Here is an 803-nt window from a genome sequence, read left to right on the forward strand (position 1 = left end):
CAGATTCGATCAACAGACACTAACGAGTTGATTAAACAGCGGCGCGATACTGGTGGTTATCACATGCCGCGAGCTTTTAGTGCTGATGGCGAAAAGTTGCTTTATGTCACGCATTGCCGACATGGGTACCTTAATCCGTGTGTGACAGTTTGGGATTTTGTTAAGGGAAAGGCTTGGAATTTGATGACTAAGCATCATCGCGGAACTTATCTAGGGTTTCCTTCCTATAACGATGACTTTAGCGTAATAGCGCTATCTGATTCAGACGGCGAAGTTAGCTTAGTAAAGCCGTATGAGAATAAAACTGACTGGCATCGACGTCTATCGGATCAGAAGATTGATATTCAGCGTCTGCATTTAAATGAAGAGAAAAAAGCTGTTTGGGCCACTCTCGAAAGTGGCTCGATAGGGTTGTCTCAAGAAAATGGGACTGTGCAGTCTGTCTATCATAATGACTCAGGTGATAGGCACTAATTCTTATCGTCGAAGTATGTTCACAAGCCTTCAAAAGCTTTTAAGAATACGAACGCTTTTAATGGCGTTAATGTTGGGTTTCTAGGGTTATTTAATTAGTGCGAATAGGTTAAAGAAATAGTGAATTATTTTCCTGAATGCCGGCATGCAATTTGACGTCCGTTAGCTAATATTAATCGATAGAATTAAAACGCGTTTTTTTATATGCGCTATCTATAAACAAAAGGTATATAGATTTTATGAAAACAAACTTGAAGTTTTCTGCACTTATTTCGAGTGCGTTATTAGTTGGTTTAAGTTTCACAAGTCAGGCAGCAAATTTTGCCGTT

The 803-nt window shown here is 39.5% G+C and carries 1 protein-coding gene; it reads left to right on the forward strand.

What is annotated here, in order from left to right:
- Nucleotides 1–474 (forward strand): hypothetical protein (locus tag A3761_RS03095; RefSeq protein WP_231881136.1); only part of this gene is annotated, 474 nt, incomplete at its 5' end.
- Between the last annotated feature and the right edge of the window lie 329 nt (nucleotides 475–803).

Source organism: Oleiphilus sp. HI0123 (genome assembly GCF_001635315.1).